Source organism: Duganella paludis, from assembly GCF_054461335.1.
On the sequence record NZ_CM136922.1, the window covers coordinates 4555368 to 4573061 of the forward strand.

Sequence of the window (17694 nt, forward strand, 5' to 3'; positions counted from 1 at the left end):
ATGGATTCCCGCCTGCGCGGGAACGACGTTTTCGAAGTGTAGCCTCAGATGCCGCCCCAGGCGGCACTGAGGATGGAGGCGGCGGCCAGCGCCGCCGTCTCGGTGCGCAGGATGCGTGGACCCATGGCCAGGGGCAGGGCGCCATGGCGCAAGGCCAGGTCTTCCTCCTGCTCGCTGAGGCCGCCCTCGGGGCCGACCACCAGGGTCACCGCCTGCGGCGAGTGATGGCGCGACCAGTCCGCCAGCGACTGCTCGGCGCGCGGCGTCAGGATGATGCGGCGATGCATGTCCTGCTGGGTAATCCACTGTTTATAGTCCTGCGGCGGCGCCAGCTGCGCCAGCCGGTTGCGGCCGCTTTGCTCGGAGGCCGAAACGATGATGCCGCGCCAGTGCTCGAGTTTTTTTTCGGCGCGCTCGGCCGACAGCTTGACCACGCAGCGCTGCGCCGCCAGCGGCTGGAAGCCCGACACCCCCAATTCAATGGCTTTTTCGATTATCCAATCCATTTTGCTGCCCTCGGGCAGGGCCTGGGCCAGCGTGACGGCGAACGGCAGTTCGATCTCGCGCGGTGTGTGGGCCTTGATTTCGGCGGTCACACTGCGGCGCGCGATCTCGCTCAGGCTGGCCGTGTACTCGCCGCCCTCGCCATTGAACAGCGTGATCAAGCCACCCTGCGCCAGGCGCAGCACCTGGATATGGTGGGCGACCGCCTCGGGCAGGGCGACGATCTGGCCGATGGCCAGCGGCTGGGGGCAAAAGAAGCGAGGCATAACGTGGCATCCAGGGTAAGTAGAAGTGCAATTTTAAATGGTGGATGTCTTCGTCTGGTAAAATAATGGGCTCTGCAAGCGCCGCTCTTGCTCACAGTTTCCATACTTCCGTGATACCTACGATGACTTCTACGCTCCCAACCACCCAAATGGCTAACGCGATTCGCGCGCTGGCAATGGACGCCGTCCAGAAGGCCAACTCCGGCCACCCAGGTATGCCTATGGGCATGGCTGAAATCGCTGTTGCGCTGTGGTCCGGCCATTACAGCCACAACCCGGCCAACCCGAAATGGGTGAACCGCGACCGTTTCCTGCTGTCGAACGGCCACGGCTCGATGCTGCACTACGCGCTGCTGCACCTGTCCGGCTACGCCGTGACCATGGACGACATCAAATCCTTCCGCCAGATGCATTCGAAGACCCCGGGCCACCCGGAAGTCGGCTACACCCCGGGCGTGGAAACCACCACCGGCCCGCTGGGCCAGGGCATCGCCAACGCGGTCGGCATGGCGCTGGCTGAATGGCTGCTGGCAAGCGAGTTCAACAAGCCAGGCTACGATGTTGTCAATCACTACACCTACGCCTTCCTGGGCGACGGCTGCCTGATGGAAGGCATTTCGCACGAAGTATGCGCGCTGGCCGGCACCCTGGGCCTGAACAAGCTGATCGCCCTGTACGACGACAACGGCATCTCGATCGACGGCAAGGTCGAAGGCTGGTTCACCGACGACACCCCGGCCCGTTTCGAAGCCTACGGCTGGAACGTGATCCGCGCCGTCGACGGCCATGACGTGGCCGCCGTGGCCGCCGCCATCGCCGCCGCCAAGAGCGCCGACAAGCCGACCCTGATCTGCTGCAAGACCGTGATCGGCAAGGGTTCGCCTAACCTGCAAGGCGGCGACAAGGTGCACGGCGCCGCGCTGGGCGACAAGGAAGTGGCTGCTGTTCGCGAATACATCGGCTGGAGCGCCGCGCCGTTCGAAATCCCTGCCGACATCTACAGCGCATGGGATGGCAAAGCCGCCGGCGCCAAGCTGGAAGCCGAATGGGCCGCCAAGTTCGCCGAGTACAGCGCCAAGTTCCCGGCCGAAGCCGCTGAACTGACGCGCCGCATGGCTGGCGAACTGCCGGGCAACTTCGATGCGGCGCTGGCCGCCGGCGTCGCTTCGACCGTCGAGAAGAAAGAAAACATCGCCACCCGCAAGGCCAGCCAGAACGCCATCCAGGCGCTGGCGCCGGTGCTGCCGGAATTCCTGGGCGGTTCGGCCGACCTGACCGGTTCCAACCTGACCAACTGGAAAGAAATCGTTCCAGTGCGTTCGGGCCAGCCGGGCAACCACATCAACTACGGCGTGCGCGAGTTCGGCATGTCGGCCATCATGAACGGCGTCGCCCTGCACGGCGGCTACATCCCGTTCGGCGCCACCTTCCTGACCTTCGCCGACTACAGCCGCAACGCGCTGCGCATGGCTGCGCTGATGAAGCAGCGTTCGCTGTTCGTGTTCACCCACGACTCGATCGGCCTGGGCGAAGACGGCCCGACCCACCAGTCGGTCGAGCACATCTCGTCGCTGCGCCTGATTCCCAACCTGGACAACTGGCGTCCATGCGACACCACCGAATCGATGGTGGCATGGGGCGCGGCGGTCAAGCGCAACGATGGCCCGTCGACCCTGATCTTCTCGCGCCAGAACCTGCCGTACCAGGAACGCACCGATGCGCAGATCGCCGACATCGCCCGTGGCGGCTACGTGCTGCGCGAAGCGGCCGACGCCAAGGTCACCCTGATCGCCACCGGTTCGGAAATCGAACTGGCGCAAGCGGCCGCCTCGGCGCTGGCCGCCGAAGGCATCACCGCGCGCGTGGTGTCGATGCCGTCGACCGATGTATTTGACCGTCAGGACGCCGCCTACAAGGCCAGCGTATTGACCAAAGGCGTGCCACGTGTGGCAATCGAAGCCGGCGTAACCGATTTCTGGTACAAATACGTTGGTCTGGAAGGCGCTGTTGTCGGCATCGATACCTTCGGTGAGTCGGCTCCGGCAGGCGTGCTGTTCAAGCACTTCGGCTTCACGGTAGAAAACGTGGTGGCGAAAGTCAAATCTGTCATTGCTTAATCTATAATTGCTTGTTGAACTACCTATATTTCTAATCAGGAGCAAAGTATGACGATCAAAGTTGCAATCAATGGCTATGGCCGCATCGGCCGCAATGTACTGCGTGCTTTCTACGAAGGCGGCAAGAAACAAGACATCCAGATCGTGGCGATTAACGATCTGGGCGACGCCAAGTCGAATGCCCACCTGACCCGCTACGACACCGCCCACGGCAAGTTCCCTGGCACCGTGGAAGTAGACGGCGACAACATGATCGTGAACGGCGACGTGATCCGCGTATTCGCCCAGCGCAATCCGGCTGAAATCCCATGGGGCGACCTGGGCGTGGACGTGGTGCTCGAGTGCACCGGCTTCTTTACCACCAAGGAAAAGGCTTCGGCCCACCTGAAGGGCGGCGCCAAGAAAGTCATCATCTCGGCACCGGGCGGCAAGGATGTGGACGCGACCATCGTGTTCGGCGTCAACCAGCAAGTGCTGAAAGCCACCGACACCGTGATCTCGAACGCTTCGTGCACCACCAATTGCCTGGCCCCGCTGGTCAAGCCGCTGAACGACGCCATCGGCGTGGAAACCGGCCTGATGACCACCGTGCACGCCTACACCAACGACCAGGTGCTGAGCGACGTGATGCATGAAGACCTGCGCCGCGCCCGGTCGGCCACCATGAGCATGATCCCGACCAAGACCGGCGCCGCCGCTGCGGTCGGCCTGGTGCTGCCTGAGCTGAACGGCAAGCTGGACGGCTTCGCGATCCGCGTGCCGACCATCAACGTCTCGCTGGTCGACCTGTCCTTCATCGCCAAGCGCGACACCACCGTGGACGAAGTCAACGCGCTGATGAAAGCCGCTGCCGAAGGCGCGCTGAAAGAAGTGCTGACCTACCAGACCGAACCACTGGTCTCGATCGACTTCAACCACAACCCGGCATCGTCGAACTTCGATTCGACCCTGACCAAGGTGTCGGGCCGCCTGGTGAAAGTCTCGTCGTGGTACGACAATGAGTGGGGCTTCTCGAACCGCATGCTGGACACCACCGTGGCACTGATGAACGCCAAGTAAGTCAAAGACCTCTTCACAGAAACCTCCCGGCGCAAGCCGTGGAGGTTTTTTTTATGCTTGCGGGGATGCTAAATTGGACGCAGTATCGAATCAATTTTGATGATGAGGCGCTGATGCGTATCACCGTAACCATTGATGATGAGTTGTACCAGAAAGCACTGGAGGTCGCTGATCCCGCGATGAACAAGGCGAACTTGTTCCGCGAGGCCATCGAGACTTTCGTCCGGGTTCGCGCCGCGCAGCGTCTCGCTGCGCTTGGAGGCACGGCTTCAGGCACGCCCGATATTCCGCGTGGCGCATCTCGCGGCGCCATGAAAAAAGCCCGCCGGGCGTGAACCCGGCGGGCTTCAGGCAACTGCCCCGAAGGGCAGGTTGCTGAGGTGGATTACAGCGAAACGCGCAGACCCAGGTAGTAGCGGCGGCCGATTGCATCGTAAGCCGATGCGTCGGTCTCGGTACCGGTGGTGTTGCCTGGCAGGCCGCTGATGATCGGAGGCGCCTTGCGGTCGAAGGCGTTGTCCATACCGAAGTACAGCTGGTAGTTCTTCTTGACGTCGTAGGTAAGCTGGAAGTCGGTCGTGGTGTAAGCACCGATCTTAGGCGTGTCCTGCGGATTGTCGAAGGCCGATGCGATGAACTGATCGTCCAGTGCCACGCGACCGGTGTAGGTCGTGGTGGTGCTGAGGCCGAAGTTGCCCCACTTGTAGGCCAGGGCCAGCACGGCCTTGTTGCGTGGCGATTCCACTTCACCAGCCGACTCGTCTTTGTCCTCGCCTTTCAGCGGAACGTCCCACAGGGTCTTCAGGTAGGTGTACGACACTTTGGCGCTCAGGCGGCCTGGACCAACTTTGTCGGCCCACGATGCGGTCAAGTCGATACCTTCGGTGCCCTTGCCGCCGCTGTTCGATACGCCGGTGTCGGAGTATTTGATCGAGCCGGCGCTGTTCGAACCTTCAGCCGTCGGACGACGGGTGATGAACGAGCAGTACGAGGTGTTGCCGCCGCCGTAGCACTGTTCGAAGGTGAACTGGCGTGGGGTCGACACGATCGCGTCCGAGATCTTGATGTTGAAGTAGTCAGCCGTGAAGGTGAACTTGCTCAGCATTGGGATCGAGGTTGGGGTGATGACCACGCCCACGGTGCTCGAACGACCTTTTTCCGAGGTCAGCAGCGGGTTGCCGCGGTTGTAGCCCGAGATACCTTGCTTGTCGGCCTGGTTCAGGGTGAACACGCCGCCGTTGGCTGCGATGTTGGCTGCTACGCCTGGTGCTGCGCGGCAAGCAACGCTCTTCGCGTCGGAGGCGGTGGCGGTTACGCCTTCGCATGGGTCAACCAGACCCGATGGGAAGTCCTGGCTCGGTGGCGAGTACAGTTCGTTGATGTTAGGTGCGCGGGTCGACACGGCGCGGGTACCGCGGAACTTGATGTCCGCGATCGGCGCCCACTCCAGGCCGGCATTCCAGCTGTTGGTGCTGCCAACGGTGCTGTAGTCGCCGTGACGGAACGAACCACGGAAGTCCAGGTTCTTGGCGAAGGCCACGTCCTTCAGCAGCGGCACGCGGGTTTCCACGAATTCTTCACGGACGATGAAGCTGCCGTAGGTTGGAGGAATCGCGTTACCGGCGTTCAGGCCGGCCTGGGTCAGTGGATCAGGCACGGCTTCCGAATCTTCGCTGCGCCATTCGTAACCGGCTGCTACGCCGATCTTACCTGCTGGCAGGCCCCATGGCAGTTCACCGGAGATGGTGCCGCCGGCGATCTTCTGGGTGATGGCGGTTTCCAGCGAGCCAGGTGCGGTCACGTATTTGAGTGCTTCCGGGGTGACGGCGCCTAAGCCGAACACGTTGATCGGTACGCAACCTTCTTCGCGGGCGTGCTGGTCGGCGCACATCACGCCGCCATTGCCGTTAGGGATGGCTTGCAGCGCGTTACGCATGCTCATCACGTTGACCTGGCCGGTCGAGCTTTGCGACTCGGTGGTGCGGCCATAGCTCATGAAGGCTTCATAGTTCCAGTCGGTGGTGAACGGCAGGGTGCCTTTCAGACCGGTGGCCAGACGCAGGGTGCCACGGTTGACGGTCGAGTGGCGCGGGCCAAACTCCGACAGGCGGCGGGTGAAGCGGTAGTCTTTCAGGCCATCTTCGTCGGCATCGCCGATACGGTCCCACAGGTACTGAGGCACCAGCGGATTGCGTACGTTGACGCCGCCGACCAGCACTTCAGCTGGCACGACGCCGCCGGTGGCCGGGAAGATGCTGGCCGAATCCAGTGGGTACGGCTCGATGTTGGTGTCAACCTTGGTCTGGGCGTAGGTACCTTCGAAGAACGCATTGTGGTTGTCGTTCAGTTTCAGGGTGCCGTTGGTGGCGAACAAGTAACGCTCGGTCGGCACAGCGATGGTACGGTATTCCGAGCGGTTGAAGCCGGTTGCACCGACACCGCCGGCGCCGCCGTTGGTCGACCATGGAATCTCTTTGCCGGCCTTGTCGTAGGTGTAGCTGCCGGTCGAGGTGAAGAAGCGGCCTTGTGGCGCGAAGCTCGAGTAGAACGGTGCGGTGGCGGTGAACGCGTCCTTGGCGTCGCCGGTCACGCCTGCGCCCAGCGAGTACTGGTCGACTGCGGCGCCCAGGCCTGGACGGTCTTTCGACATTACCGAACCCTGCTTCGAATAGCCGAAGTGACCCATGATGTTGCTGCCGCCGTCGGCCGAGGTGGTGCCGAAGGTGATGGCCAGTTTTTTCTTGAAGTCGTCGTTCTTGTTGCTCTTGCCGGTCGAGGCATCGACGGTCAGGCCTTCGAAGTTGCGCTTCAGGATGATGTTGACCACACCAGCCACAGCGTCCGAACCGTAGGTGGCCGATGCGCCACCGGTCAACAGTTCGACGCGTTCGATGAAGTCCACCGGAATGGTGTTCAAGTCGACTGCGGTGTCACCCGGCACGCCGGAGACGAAGCGACGGCCATTGACCAGCACCAGGGTACGCGATTCGCCCAGGTTACGCAGGTTGACGGTCGAAACACCGCCGCCGGAGGTCAGGAAGTTCGAGTTGGTGCGGCTCAGGCCTGGCGTACCCATGGTTGGGTTTTTTTGCAGCAGGTCTTGCAGATTGACTGCGCCCGACGCGGCGATGTCGGCCGAGGTCAGCACCTGCAGCGGGGTTGGCGACTCGGCGCTAGGCGAGAGCAGGCGCGAACCGGTAATTTGTACTTTCTGTACGGCTTCTGCTGGTGCCGCTTCTTGTGCGAATGCTACTTGCGCGCTCATCGCCATGCCAGCTACGCAGATCATGCGCACGGAACGGGACAAAACTGTTTCCTTCATCATTGCGGAACTCCTTAGGGTGTATTGAAACAACTCTCCGTTTATTTTTTGTTAAATTTCTTGGTTTAACTGACCAACTTTAACGACTTCGGCGTCATGTTGTAAACGTAAATGGCCGTAAAAAATCCAACATTCGCAAAAAAGCAACAGCACCACAAGTGTAACGAAATGTGTCTGGTTGATGGAGGGAAATAAAACTGGTTTCATGCTCTCCCGATAGTAAGAGGCGGAACGGGAGATAAGATTTGAATAAAAAATGCCACTGCGCGGAGTTAATATCCGGCGGTGCAAGATAGCGGCGTGCGGCGCGGCGCGGGTATGTGGATCACGTAGGGGGATTTTCGTCAAAAACCTCGGATATAACCGCTGCCAAATACAGGCGATTACAAATTTTTGGCGGGTGTATCTTGAGAAATGACATATTTTGAATGCCGCCGCACCGGCATGAAGCAAGCCAGTGCGCAGGGGGAAACCCGGTCCGGGCGGACCGGGAGACGCCTTATTTGTAAATGCCGGAGCCGACCAGGATGTCGTCGACGCGTTCGACGTAACCGGACTTTGATTCAACCGCCTTGGTCACCGGATTAGGCCATTTAAAATCAACCCAGCCCTTTCCTTTATTCTTCGCGGTATCGACCATTTCTTTAATCATGGCCTTGCCTTCATTATCTTTTAAACCAATCAGCGGCTTGCCCACCATTTTAGGGTTATTACCGTGGGCGACCGCCACGCCATTCAAGTCATATACATAAATATACAAGTCGCGATCATGGAAGGACGTGTTGGCCGGGTCGGCGATGGCGGCGAAGGCCTTCTCCTTGCCGTCCGACTTGATCAGGGCCACTGCCCGTTTCACCATGGCAACGGCCTCGTCGGCCGTCCCCTTGTCCGCCGCCAGCACGTTGCCGGCGCTTCCCAGCAAGCTCAGGGTGAGGGCGGCGGCGCCGAATAGTGCTCTCATATCGATCTCCTTATGTAGTGAAACCAACGAATGAAACCAACGCCAAGTATGGCATCTTTTTAGCCAGCAACTTCCTCGCCGAAAATCGCCTGCCACAGCGCCGAGACCTGGGCCGCGTGCTGCTGCACCAGCGCCGGGTCGATGCGCGCCAGGTCCTGCCCCTGCAGCCGCAGCTGGTGCTGCAGCTTGCGGTATTTGCGGTAGGCGTCGGCCACGCTGGCGGCCAGGCCGGCGTCGATCAGGCCGAGGTCGGCGCACATGTGCAGCAGCGCGATGTTGCCGAAGTTTGCCGTCAATTGCGGATAGGCCGCCGCGTGCTGCAGGACCAGGAACTGCACGATGAACTCGATGTCGATCATGCCGCCCGGGTCCTGCTTGAGATCGAACAGGGCGCTGGCGTTGGGCTTGGCGTCGACCATGCGTTTGCGCATGGCAATCACTTCCTGCCTGAGCGGGCCGTCGGCCGGGCGCTCCTTGCGCAGCACGGCTTCGCGGATCTGCTCGAAGCGTTGGCCGATGGCGAGGTCGCCCGCGCAGTAGCGGGCGCGGGTCAGCGCCTGGTGCTCCCACACCCAGGCCGAGTTGCCCTGGTATTTTTCAAACGAGGACACGCTCGACACCAGCATGCCGCTGGCGCCGTCCGGGCGCAGGGCGGTGTCGATGTCGAACAGGATACCGGCCGAGGTGTGTGAGGTCATCCAGGTAATGAAGCGCTGCGCCAGCTTGGCGTACTGGGCCGGCGCGTCCTGGTCGGGATCGTCGTACAGGAAGATGACGTCGAGATCGGAGACGTAGCCGAGTTCCTTGCCGCCCAGCTTGCCGTAGGCGATGACGGTGAACAGCGGCACCTCGCGGTGGCGCGTGGCCACCGTCTGCCACACCGCCTTGATGGTGGCGGCGACGATGGTGTCGGCCAGCGCCGACAGGTGGTCGGCCAGCTTCTCGACGGTGAGGTCGCCGGCCAGGTCCTGGGCCAGCAGGTGGAACAGCTGGGCGTGGTGGATCTCGCGCAGGATGTCCATCTGGCGCTCGGTGTCGCCGGGCGCGGCGGCCAGCTGGAGGTCGATGTCGGCCGCCAGCGCCACCGGGTCGAACACGGCGTTGCGCACCCGGTCGTCGAGCAGCTCGTCCAGCAGGATCGGGTGCTGGCTGAGGAATTGCGCGGCCCAGCCGCTGGCGTGCACCATGCGGATCACCCGCGCCAGGGTGTGCGGATACTCGGTCAGCAAGGACAGATAGGCCGAGCGGCGGCCGATGGCTTCCAGGAAGTCGAGCAGCCGGCCCAAGGTCGCCAGCTGGTTGCCGCCGCTCGATTCGGCGGCCGCCTGCACGATCAGCGGCAGCGCCGTGTTGATCAGCCCCTGCAGCCGGTTGCGGCTGGCCTCGGGCATCGATTGCAGGCGCGGCGCCTGCCAGGTGGCGATCAGGCGCTTGGTGGCGGCTTCCGGATCGGCGAAGCCGAGCGCGGTGAAGCGCGCCACCATGGCTTCGCGGTTGTCGGGATCGGCGCATTCGTTGCTCGATTGCAGATCGATGTCGTGCTCGCTGGTTTCGGTCTTGTCCGAGAACATTTCGTCGAACTGGCCGGCCACGAACTGGCGGTGGGCGTCAAGCTGGGCCAGCAGAGTGGCCACGTCGGCCAGGCCCATCATTTCGGCCACGGTCTGACGGTCGGCGTCGTTGGCCGGCAGGGTGTGGGTCTGGGCGTCGTCCAGGTATTGCAGGCGATGCTCCAGATTGCGCAGGAAGGTGTAGGAAGCCAGCAGTTGATAGACGATGGCGTGGCTCAGCAAGCCTTTCTCGGCGATGATGCGCAGCGTGGTGCGGGTCGAGCGGTCGCGCAGGGCGGCGTCGCGGCCGCCACGGATCAGCTGGAACACCTGGGCCAGGAACTCGATTTCGCGGATGCCGCCGCGCCCCAGTTTGACGTTGTTGCTGCGGTCCGGGTGCAGCCGCTCCTGGCGGTTGACCTCGGCGCGGATCTGCGCATGCATATTGCGGATGGCGTCAATCACGCCAAAGTCCAGGTAGCGGCGGAAGCAGAACGGCCGCACAATGCCATCCAGCGCGGCGATATCTTCGGCGCGTCCGGTGACAGCGCGCGCCTTTACCCAGGCGTAGCGCTCCCACTCTCTTCCCTGCACGATCAGATAGTTTTCCACCATGCCCAGGCTGGCGGCCAGCGGGCCGGAGCCGCCGTTCGGCCGCAAGGCCATATCGACGCGGAAGGTGTAGCCATCTTCGGTGATCTCCGCCAGCGCGGCGATCAGCTTCTTACCCAGGCGGACGAAGAATTCATGGTTGGACAGGCTGCGCTGGCCCGAGCCCGCGACGGCGGCGGTGTCGCCGTCCTCGGGATAGACGAAGATCAGATCGATGTCGGAAGAAACGTTGAGTTCGCCGCCGCCTTGCTTGCCCATGGCCAGCACGATCATTTCCTGCGCCACGCCGGAATCGCGGCCGATCGGCACGCCGTGGGCGGCTACCAGGTCGGCGTACACCTCGGCCAAATGGCGCTGGATGGCGAAATCGGCAAAGCGGGTCATGGTTTCCACCACCTCGGCCAGGTTGGCCTTGCCTTCGAGGTCGCGCCGGATGAGGGTGCAGACCAGCAGGTTGCGCAAGCGGCGCATCGAGCGCACCAGCGGTAGCCCGCCTTCTGCTTCTTTTTGTAAATATTCTTCCAGATCGATCTGGGCAAGCGATAATTGCGCCAGCTGGTCGATCTTGGCGCTGCGGTCGGGTGCGGCGGCCAGCCAGCGCTGGTAGAAACGGGAGTCGGACGGTGAACTCATAGAGGGATAAGGTAGAATTGCTCCGGAGACCGAGTTTAGCGCGACTTTAGACAATATTCGAACGTATGGCCTGATTTATTAGCGTATTAATGCAAAAACCAGAGGAGGAGAGCGTGACAGGCGAGGGCCCATTGGCCGCGCGCTGGCATCGGCTTCGTGCTGCCTACCGCATCTGCAACCTGGCTACCCACCACGTGCTCGGCTTCACCGTGAAGCTGGCGCTGCTGCTCTACTTTGCCTTCACCATCCTGTTCCTGACGCTGCGTTACGCGGTGCTGCCGAATATCGACCACTACAAGGGCGATATCGAGCGCGTCGCCAGCGACGCCGTCGGCAACCGCGTCACCATTTCCCGCGTGTATGCCTCCTGGAGCGGCTTCCGTCCCAACCTGTTCCTCGGCGACGTGGTGCTGCACGACCAGCAGGGCCGCCCGGCGCTGAGCCTGCCGAGCGTGTCGGCCACGCTGTCGTGGTGGACCGTGGTCAGCGCCAAGCTGCGCTTCCATGCGCTGGAGCTGAACCGTCCCGACCTGTCCATCCTGCGCGAGGCCGACGGCCGCCTGGTGGTGGCCGGCATCGCCATCGACCCCAAGCAGCCGAGCGACGGCAAGGGCCTGGAGTGGCTGCTGCTACAGCGCGACATCGTGATCCGCGAAGGCCGCTTGCAATGGACCGACCGCCAGCGCGCCGCCGCGCCGCTGGCGCTCGACAACGTGACGGTGGTGCTGCGCAACCAGTGGCTGCATCATCAACTGGCCGTGCGCGCCACGCCGCCGGCCGCGTTGGCGGCGCCGCTCGACGTGCGCGCCGACTTCAGCCATCCCGCCTTCGGCGCCCGCATTTCCAATTTGTCGATGTGGAAGGGCGAGCTCTACGCCGACATCCGCAACACCGACCTGCTGGCCTGGAAGGCCTGGGTCGACTATCCGTTCGAACTGAGCCGTGGCACGGGCTCGCTGCGCGCCTGGGTCGGCATCGACCAGTCGCGCCTGACCGGCTTTACCGCCGATGTCGGCCTGGCCGACGTCACCGCCGTGCTCGGCAAAGAACTGCCGCTGCTGGACTTGCAGCAGCTGAGCGGCCGCATCGCCGCCCGCGAAGACATCCGCCCGCCGGCGGCGCGCAAGGGCGCCGTCACGCCGGGCTTCGGCGCGCTGGCCCACAGCGTCGAACTGCAGAACCTGACCCTGACCACGCGCGACGGCCTGGTGATGGCGCCGACCTCGCTGTCGGAAAGCTATGTGGCGGCGGCCGGCGCCAAGGCCGAAAAAGTCACGCTGCGCGCGCGCCAGCTCGATCTGCAAACCCTGGCCGGCCTGGCCGAGCGCCTGCCGCTGACCGAGCGCCAGCACAAGATGGTGGCCGGCTTCGCGCCGCGCGGCCTGCTGCAAAACTTTTCCGCCGAATGGCAGGGCGCTTTCCCGGCCTTGCAGAGCTACCGTGTCAAGGGCGAGCTGGTCGGCCTCGGCCTGAAGCCGCAGCCGCCGCGCCTGGCGCAGCCCAAGTCCGGCAAGACCCCGGCCATCGCCGGCATGCCGGCGCTGCCGGGCTTCGACAACCTGAGCGGATCGATCGACGCCACCGAAAAGGGCGGCAGCTTCAACCTGCAGTCGCAGCAACTGGTGCTGCAGATGCCCGATTATTTCGCCGAAGCGTCGATGCCGTTCGACCACCTCAACCTGAAGGCGCGCTGGTCGTTTGAAGCGGATAACCAGTTGCTGCTGCAGGTCGACAGCATGGACTTCGAGCAGGAAGGCCTGAGCGGCACGCTGCAAGGCACGCATACCATTTCGCTGGCGGGCAAGGGCCCGGGCACGGCCGACCTGAACGGCACGCTGACCGGCTTCCAGGTCAACCGCATCGGCCGCTACCTGCCGATGCAGACGCCGCCCCATTTGCAGCAATGGCTGACCGGCGCGCTGGAAGGCGGCGTGGCCAGCGACGTCACGGTGCGCCTGCGCGGCGACCTGGCGCATTTCCCCTTCCACGGCGACAGCAGCGCCGACAAGGCGCGCGGCGAATTCCGCGTGGCCGGCAAGCTGACCGACGCCAAACTGAATTACCAGCCCGGGCATTTCCTGCGCGACGGCAAGGAACTGGGCAAGGACGGCAAGCCGCTGCCGCTGTGGCCGCAAGCTGAGCACATCAAGGGCAGCTTCGTGTTCGAGCGCGCGCGCATGGAAATCCGGGGCGACACGGCCACCACCGGCGGTGTGGCGCTGAGCAATGTGAAAGCCGTGATCCCGGACCTGACCATCCACGATTCCATGCTGGAGATCGACGGCAGCGCCGCCGGGCCGATGCAGGAATTCCTCAAGTATGTGGCGGTCAGCCCGGTGCTGGAATGGATCTCGCACTTCACCGATGAAACCCAGGCCAGCGGCAACACCAAGCTGGGGCTGAGCCTGCGCATTCCGCTGGCGCACGCCATCGACACCAAGGTGCAGGGCGCGCTGCAATTGCAGAACAACGACATCGTCCTGATGAACGACCTGCCGGTGGTGCAGGCGGCGCAGGGCAAGATCGAATTCAACGAACACGGCGTCAACCTGAACCAGCTGTCGGGCAACTTCCTCGGCGGTCCGGTGGCCATCAGCGGCGGCACGCAGAAGGACAACGCCATCATCGTCAAGCTGGGCGGGATGATGACGGCCGACGGCTTCCGCCAGACCTACGCGGCGCCGGCCATGCAGCGCCTGGCCGATCACTTCTCGGGCGCCACCCGCTACAACGGCACCATCACCGTGCGCGATCATCAGGTGGTGGTGGCGGTCGACTCCAGCCTGACCGGGCTGGGGCTGGAACTGCCGGCGCCGGTCAGGAAAGCCGCCGTCGAGGCCATGCCGCTGCACTTCGTGCTGACCAGCGGCCTGACGCCGGACGCCGGCGGCCTGCTGCACGACGACATCCGCATCGCCCTCGGCAACGGCATCACCGCGCGCTACCAGCGCCAGAAACAAAGCAAGCAGCACTGGAAACTGGTGCGCGGCGGCATCGGCGTCAACACCCCGGCGCCGGAGCCGGACAGCGGGCTGGCCTTCAACATCAGCATGAACCAGCTGAACGTGGACAACTGGCTGGACTTCGGCGACGCCGTGGCCGGCAAGGGCGGCACGCCGGCATCGGCGACGACCTCGGCGGACGGCTCGGATTTCACGCAATACGTGATCCCCGACGCCATCGCCGCGCGCGCCAGCGAACTGATCGTCGGCGACCGCAAGCTGGAAAACATCGTGGTCGGCGTCAGCCATCAAAAAGGCATGTGGCAGGCCAACATCGATTCGGCGCAGGCCAACGGCCACCTGACCTGGGCCGAGCCGTCCACCGGCGCCGGCCTGGGCAAGGTGACGGCGCGCCTGTCCTCGCTGGTGATTCCGGAATCGGCCAGCAGCGACGTCCAGGCACTGATGGACGGCAAGAGCGCGGCCGCCACCATTCCCGCGCTCGATGTGGTGGTCGATCGCTTCGAACTGTTCAACAAACCGCTCGGCCGCCTGGAACTGCAGGCCAACAATGTACAACTGCCCGGCGCGCGCGAATGGCGCGTCAACAAGCTGTCGCTGGTCAACGCCGACGGCGCGCTGAACGGCGCCGGCAAATGGGTCAGCAAGGACGGCGTGCACAACACCACGCTGAACTTCAATCTCGACATCGCCGACGCCGGCAAGCTGCTCGACCGCTTCGGCTTCATCGGCACGCTCAAGGGCGGCAAGGGCGCGCTGAAAGGCGACATCGCCTGGAAGGGCTTGCCGTATTCGCTGGACCTGCCCAGCTTGTCCGGCCAGATCGCCATGAATGTCGAGAAGGGCCAGTTCCTCAAGCAGGATCCGGGCGCGGCCAAGCTGCTGGGCGTGCTCAGCCTGCAAGCCTTGCCGCGCCTGCTCAAGCTCGACTTCCATGATGTGTTCTCGGAGGGACTGGCGTTCGACGGCATCTCGGCCAACGCCAGCATCAACCACGGCATCGCCAAGACCGATAACTTGAAAATGCACGGCGTCGCCGCCACCGTATTGATGGACGGCAGCGCCGACATCGCCAACGAAACCACCAACCTGCACGTGGTGGTGATCCCGGAAGTGAACCTGGGCACGGCGCCGCTGGTGTATGCGCTGGCCGTCAATCCCGTGATCGGGCTGGGCAGTTTCCTGGCGCAGCTGTTCCTCAGTGCACCAATGATGAAGGCATTGACCTATCATATGCAGGTGACCGGCCCGTGGAAAGCACCGGTGGTCACCAAGCTGGACGCCGCCAAAATCGAACCGCCCGCCACACCGAAAGGATAATCATGCACACCGTCGCCGCCATCCAAATGATCTCCTCGCCGTCCGTGCCGGACAACATCGCCACCGCGCGCCGGCTCGTGACGCAGGCCGCGCAAGGCGGCGCGCAACTGGTGCTGCTGCCGGAATACTGGGCCATCATGGGCCTGGCCGATAGCGACAAGGTCAAGGTTGCCGAGCCGCTCGGCAGCGGGCCGATCCAGGACTTCATGGCGGGCCTGGCGCGCGAGCTGGGCGTGTGGCTGATCGGCGGCACCTTGCCGCTGGCGTCGGACGATCCTGAAAAAGTCATCAACACCACGCTGGTGTACAACCCGCAGGGCGAGCACGTGGGCCGCTACGACAAGATCCACCTGTTCGGCTTCACCAAGGGCACCGAGTCGTACAACGAATCGAAGACCATCGTGCCGGGCCAGAACGTGGGCGTGTTCGAGGCGCCGTTCGGCAAGGTCGGCATGTCGGTGTGCTACGACCTGCGCTTCCCGGAACTGTACCGCGCCATGGGGCCGGTCTCGCTGATCGTGGTGCCGGCCGCGTTCACCTACACCACGGGCATGGCGCATTGGGAAATCCTGCTGCGCGCGCGGGCCATCGAGAACCAGTGCTACGTGCTGGCGGCGGCGCAGGGCGGCACCCATCCGAACGGCCGCCGCACCTGGGGCCACAGCATGCTGATCGACCCGTGGGGCGCGGTCAAGTCGGTGCTGGCCGAAGGCGAGGGCGTGGTGGCCGGCGAGATCGACCCGGCCTACATGCAAGGCGTGCGCGACAGCCTGCCGGCGCTGAAACACCGGACCATGTGATATCTACTACAATGCCGGTAACACCTAACAGAAAGCATCACCATGAAGCCATTTGAACCGAATCTGTCCACCCTGGCCGTAGCGCGCGATATCCTGCTGACGCCGTTCGGGCTGGACGAAGGCAAGCTCATCAAGACGCTGGGCGCGATGTTCACCCACAAGGTCGACTATGCCGACCTGTATTTCCAGTTCACCAAGAATGAGGGCTGGAGCCTGGAAGAGGGCATCGTCAAGACCGGCAGTTTCTCGATCGACCAGGGCGTGGGCGTGCGCGCCGTGTCCGGCGACAAAACGGCGTTTTCGTACTCGGATGAAATCTCCGAAGCGGCGCTGCTGGACGCTGCCGCCGCCACCCGCACCATCGCGCGTGCCGGCTCCGGCAAGATCAAGGTGGCCGGCGCCATGAACCATGTGGGCGGCCGCTCGCTGTACCTGCCGCACGACCCGCTGGTATCGCTGGACGCCACCGCCAAGGTCAAGCTGCTGGAGCGCATCGAGAAGATGGCGCGCGCCAAAGACCCGCGCGTGGTGCAGGTGATGGCCAGCCTGGCCGGCGAATACGACGTGGTGCTGGTGGTGCGCAGCGACGGCGTGCTGGCGGCCGACATTCGTCCGCTGGTACGGGTGTCGCTGACCGTGATCGTGGAACAGAACGGCCGCCGCGAAGTCGGCTCGTCGGGCGGCGGTGGCCGCTACGACTACGGCTACTTCAGCGATGCGCTGCTGGAAGAATACGCCACCGACGCGGTCAATTCCGCGCTGGTGAATCTGGATGCGCGTCCGGCGCCGGCCGGTCCGATGACCGTGGTGCTCGGACCTGGCTGGCCGGGCATCCTGCTGCACGAAGCGATCGGCCACGGCCTGGAGGGCGACTTCAACCGCAAGGGTTCCTCGACCTTCGCCGGCCGCATCGGCGATCGTGTGGCGGCCAAGGGCGTGACCGTGGTGGATGACGGCACGCTGGCGGATCGTCGCGGCTCGTTGAACATCGACGACGAAGGCAATCCGACCCAGTGCACCACGCTGATCGAAGACGGTATTTTGAAAGGCTACATCCAGGACACCATGAACGCGCGCCTGATGAAGATGCCGGTGACCGGCAACGCCCGCCGCGAATCGTTCGCGCACCTGCCGATGCCGCGCATGACCAACACCTACATGCTCGGTGGCGATAAAGATCCGGGCGAGATCCTGGCGTCGGTGAAGAATGGTTTGTACGCGGTGAATTTCGGCGGCGGCCAGGTCGATATCACCAACGGCAAGTTCGTGTTCTCGGCCAGCGAGGCCTACATGATCGAAAACGGCAAGATCACCTATCCGGTCAAAGGCGCGACCCTGATCGGCAACGGTCCGGAAGTGCTGAACCGCGTGTCGATGATCGGCAACGACATGAAGCTCGATCCGGGCGTAGGCGTGTGCGGCAAGGAAGGCCAGAGCGTGCCGGTGGGCGTGGGCCAACCGACCCTGCGCATCGACGGCGTCACCGTCGGCGGCACCGCCTAAAATCCGGGGTCAGGTCCTCCATTGCTACACGGGCTCTGCCGTAGGCAAGCCTACGGCAGAGCCCGTGTAGCAATGGAGGACCTG

At 63.6% G+C, this 17694-nt stretch carries 10 protein-coding genes; 6 read left to right on the forward strand and 4 right to left on the reverse strand.

Annotated elements, in window-relative coordinates; all coding sequences use genetic code 11:
* Window positions 1–44: 44 nt before the first annotated feature.
* Complete coding sequence (locus tag ACXZ1M_RS20065; RefSeq protein WP_459049399.1) at window positions 45–770, reverse strand: 16S rRNA (uracil(1498)-N(3))-methyltransferase; 726 nt, start codon at window positions 768–770, stop codon at window positions 45–47.
* A 122-nt stretch (window positions 771–892) separates the two neighbouring features.
* Between ACXZ1M_RS20065 and tkt the strand changes: the two genes are divergently transcribed.
* The 3 genes from tkt (at window position 893) to ACXZ1M_RS20080 (ending at window position 4281) form a co-directional block, all read left to right on the forward strand.
* Window positions 893–2887 carry a transketolase gene (gene tkt / locus ACXZ1M_RS20070; RefSeq protein ID WP_459049400.1) on the forward strand — a complete coding sequence of 665 codons (1995 nt, stop codon included), beginning with the start codon at window positions 893–895 and terminating at the stop codon, window positions 2885–2887.
* A 48-nt stretch (window positions 2888–2935) separates the two neighbouring features.
* Window positions 2936–3946 (forward strand): type I glyceraldehyde-3-phosphate dehydrogenase, encoded by a 1011-nt coding sequence (gap, locus tag ACXZ1M_RS20075; protein ID WP_459049401.1) that lies wholly within the window; start codon window positions 2936–2938, stop codon window positions 3944–3946.
* 113 nt (window positions 3947–4059) lie between these two features.
* Window positions 4060–4281 carry a type II toxin-antitoxin system VapB family antitoxin gene (locus ACXZ1M_RS20080; protein ID WP_459049402.1) on the forward strand — a complete coding sequence of 74 codons (222 nt, stop codon included), beginning with the start codon at window positions 4060–4062 and terminating at the stop codon, window positions 4279–4281.
* A 50-nt stretch (window positions 4282–4331) separates the two neighbouring features.
* Here the strand turns inward: ACXZ1M_RS20080 and ACXZ1M_RS20085 are convergent, their stop codons facing one another.
* The 3 genes from ACXZ1M_RS20085 to glnE form a co-directional block, all read right to left on the reverse strand.
* On the reverse strand, window positions 4332–7271 hold the full coding sequence (locus ACXZ1M_RS20085) for a TonB-dependent receptor domain-containing protein (protein WP_459049403.1): 2940 nt from the start codon (window positions 7269–7271) through the stop codon (window positions 4332–4334).
* 496 nt (window positions 7272–7767) lie between these two features.
* A complete protein-coding gene (locus ACXZ1M_RS20090) occupies window positions 7768–8229 on the reverse strand; it encodes a cache domain-containing protein (protein WP_459049404.1) in 462 nt (153 codons plus the stop codon).
* A 59-nt stretch (window positions 8230–8288) separates the two neighbouring features.
* On the reverse strand, window positions 8289–11024 hold the full coding sequence (gene glnE / locus ACXZ1M_RS20095) for a bifunctional [glutamate--ammonia ligase]-adenylyl-L-tyrosine phosphorylase/[glutamate--ammonia-ligase] adenylyltransferase (protein ID WP_459049405.1): 2736 nt from the start codon (window positions 11022–11024) through the stop codon (window positions 8289–8291).
* An 89-nt stretch (window positions 11025–11113) separates the two neighbouring features.
* On the opposite strand from glnE, the gene ACXZ1M_RS20100 reads away from it, so the two are divergent.
* Genes ACXZ1M_RS20100 through tldD form a run of 3 tightly spaced genes read left to right on the forward strand, consistent with a single transcriptional unit; the run spans window position 11114 to window position 17610 of the window.
* Window positions 11114–15307, forward strand: a complete 4194-nt coding sequence (locus tag ACXZ1M_RS20100) for a YhdP family protein (RefSeq protein WP_459049406.1) — start codon at window positions 11114–11116, stop codon at window positions 15305–15307.
* A 2-nt stretch (window positions 15308–15309) separates the two neighbouring features.
* Window positions 15310–16107 carry a carbon-nitrogen hydrolase family protein gene (locus ACXZ1M_RS20105; RefSeq protein ID WP_459049407.1) on the forward strand — a complete coding sequence of 266 codons (798 nt, stop codon included), beginning with the start codon at window positions 15310–15312 and terminating at the stop codon, window positions 16105–16107.
* 42 nt (window positions 16108–16149) lie between these two features.
* A complete protein-coding gene (gene tldD / locus ACXZ1M_RS20110; protein WP_459049408.1) occupies window positions 16150–17610 on the forward strand; it encodes a metalloprotease TldD in 1461 nt (486 codons plus the stop codon).
* Window positions 17611–17694: the final 84 nt, after the last annotated feature.

Excerpts from the sequence above, each read along its gene's own strand:
- tkt (WP_459049400.1), top strand. The coding sequence starts at position 893 with ATGACTTCTACGCTCCCAACCACCCAAATGGCTAACGCGATTCGCGCG.
- ACXZ1M_RS20080 (WP_459049402.1), top strand. The coding sequence starts at position 4,060 with ATGCGTATCACCGTAACCATTGATGATGAGTTGTACCAGAAAGCACTG.
- ACXZ1M_RS20085 (WP_459049403.1), bottom strand. The coding sequence starts at position 7,271 with ATGATGAAGGAAACAGTTTTGTCCCGTTCCGTGCGCATGATCTGCGTA.
- ACXZ1M_RS20090 (WP_459049404.1), bottom strand. The coding sequence starts at position 8,229 with ATGAGAGCACTATTCGGCGCCGCCGCCCTCACCCTGAGCTTGCTGGGA.
- tldD (WP_459049408.1), top strand. The coding sequence starts at position 16,150 with ATGAAGCCATTTGAACCGAATCTGTCCACCCTGGCCGTAGCGCGCGAT.
- gap (WP_459049401.1), top strand. The coding sequence starts at position 2,936 with ATGACGATCAAAGTTGCAATCAATGGCTATGGCCGCATCGGCCGCAAT.
- ACXZ1M_RS20100 (WP_459049406.1), top strand. The coding sequence starts at position 11,114 with ATGCAAAAACCAGAGGAGGAGAGCGTGACAGGCGAGGGCCCATTGGCC.
- ACXZ1M_RS20065 (WP_459049399.1), bottom strand. The coding sequence starts at position 770 with ATGCCTCGCTTCTTTTGCCCCCAGCCGCTGGCCATCGGCCAGATCGTC.
- ACXZ1M_RS20105 (WP_459049407.1), top strand. The coding sequence starts at position 15,310 with ATGCACACCGTCGCCGCCATCCAAATGATCTCCTCGCCGTCCGTGCCG.
- glnE (WP_459049405.1), bottom strand. The coding sequence starts at position 11,024 with ATGAGTTCACCGTCCGACTCCCGTTTCTACCAGCGCTGGCTGGCCGCC.